This is a genomic window from Vibrio sp. 2132-1 (assembly GCF_033344315.1).
In genome coordinates this window covers 1-656 of the sequence record NZ_JAWPON010000419.1, presented here as the reverse complement: position 1 = coordinate 656, position 656 = coordinate 1, and the positions used below count along the sequence as shown (strand labels likewise).

Sequence of the window (656 nt, the reverse complement as noted above, 5' to 3'; positions counted from 1 at the left end):
GAGCGAAACGCTCCCACTTAGTACAGCGTGCACCTTCTGGTTTTGCGCCATGTAAGTATTTACCACTCAAACAACCAAACGCCAGAGGTGAATACGCTAACAGTTGGACACCTTCATAATGGCTGATTTCAGACAAACCCACTTCGAAGCTGCGGTTGAGTAGATTGTATGGATTTTGAATTGAAACGATACGCGGTAAATCATGCTTCTCCGCTAAACGAAGCAAAGACATCACCCCCCAAGGTGTTTCGTTAGATACGCCGATGTAACGCACTTTACCCATCTTAACCAGTTCAGTTAATGCTTCTAGGGTTTCAATTAACGTCACTTCTTCTTGCTTGTCTGGGTAAGGGTAGTTGAGTTGGCCAAAGCAGTTAGTTTGACGCTGTGGCCAGTGAAGTTGGTACAAATCTACGTAATCGGTTTGGAGTCGTTGAAGACTAGAGTCGATGGCATCATGGATATTGCGACGATTTAAACTCATGTTTTCACGGATGTGAGGCACATTGCGCGGCCCTGCCACTTTTGTCGCTAGAACGACTTTTTCTCGCTTGCCGGATTTTGTCAACCAGTTGCCGATGTATTGTTCTGTTAGGCCTTGTGTTTCTGCTTTTGGCGGAACAGGGTACATTTCTGCAGTATCAATGAAGTTCACC

General features: G+C 45.6%; 1 protein-coding gene. It reads right to left on the bottom strand.

What is annotated here, in order from left to right:
* The coding region (locus tag R8N47_RS25780) for an aldo/keto reductase (RefSeq protein ID WP_318186174.1) at nt 1-656 on the bottom strand (656 nt) is incomplete at both ends.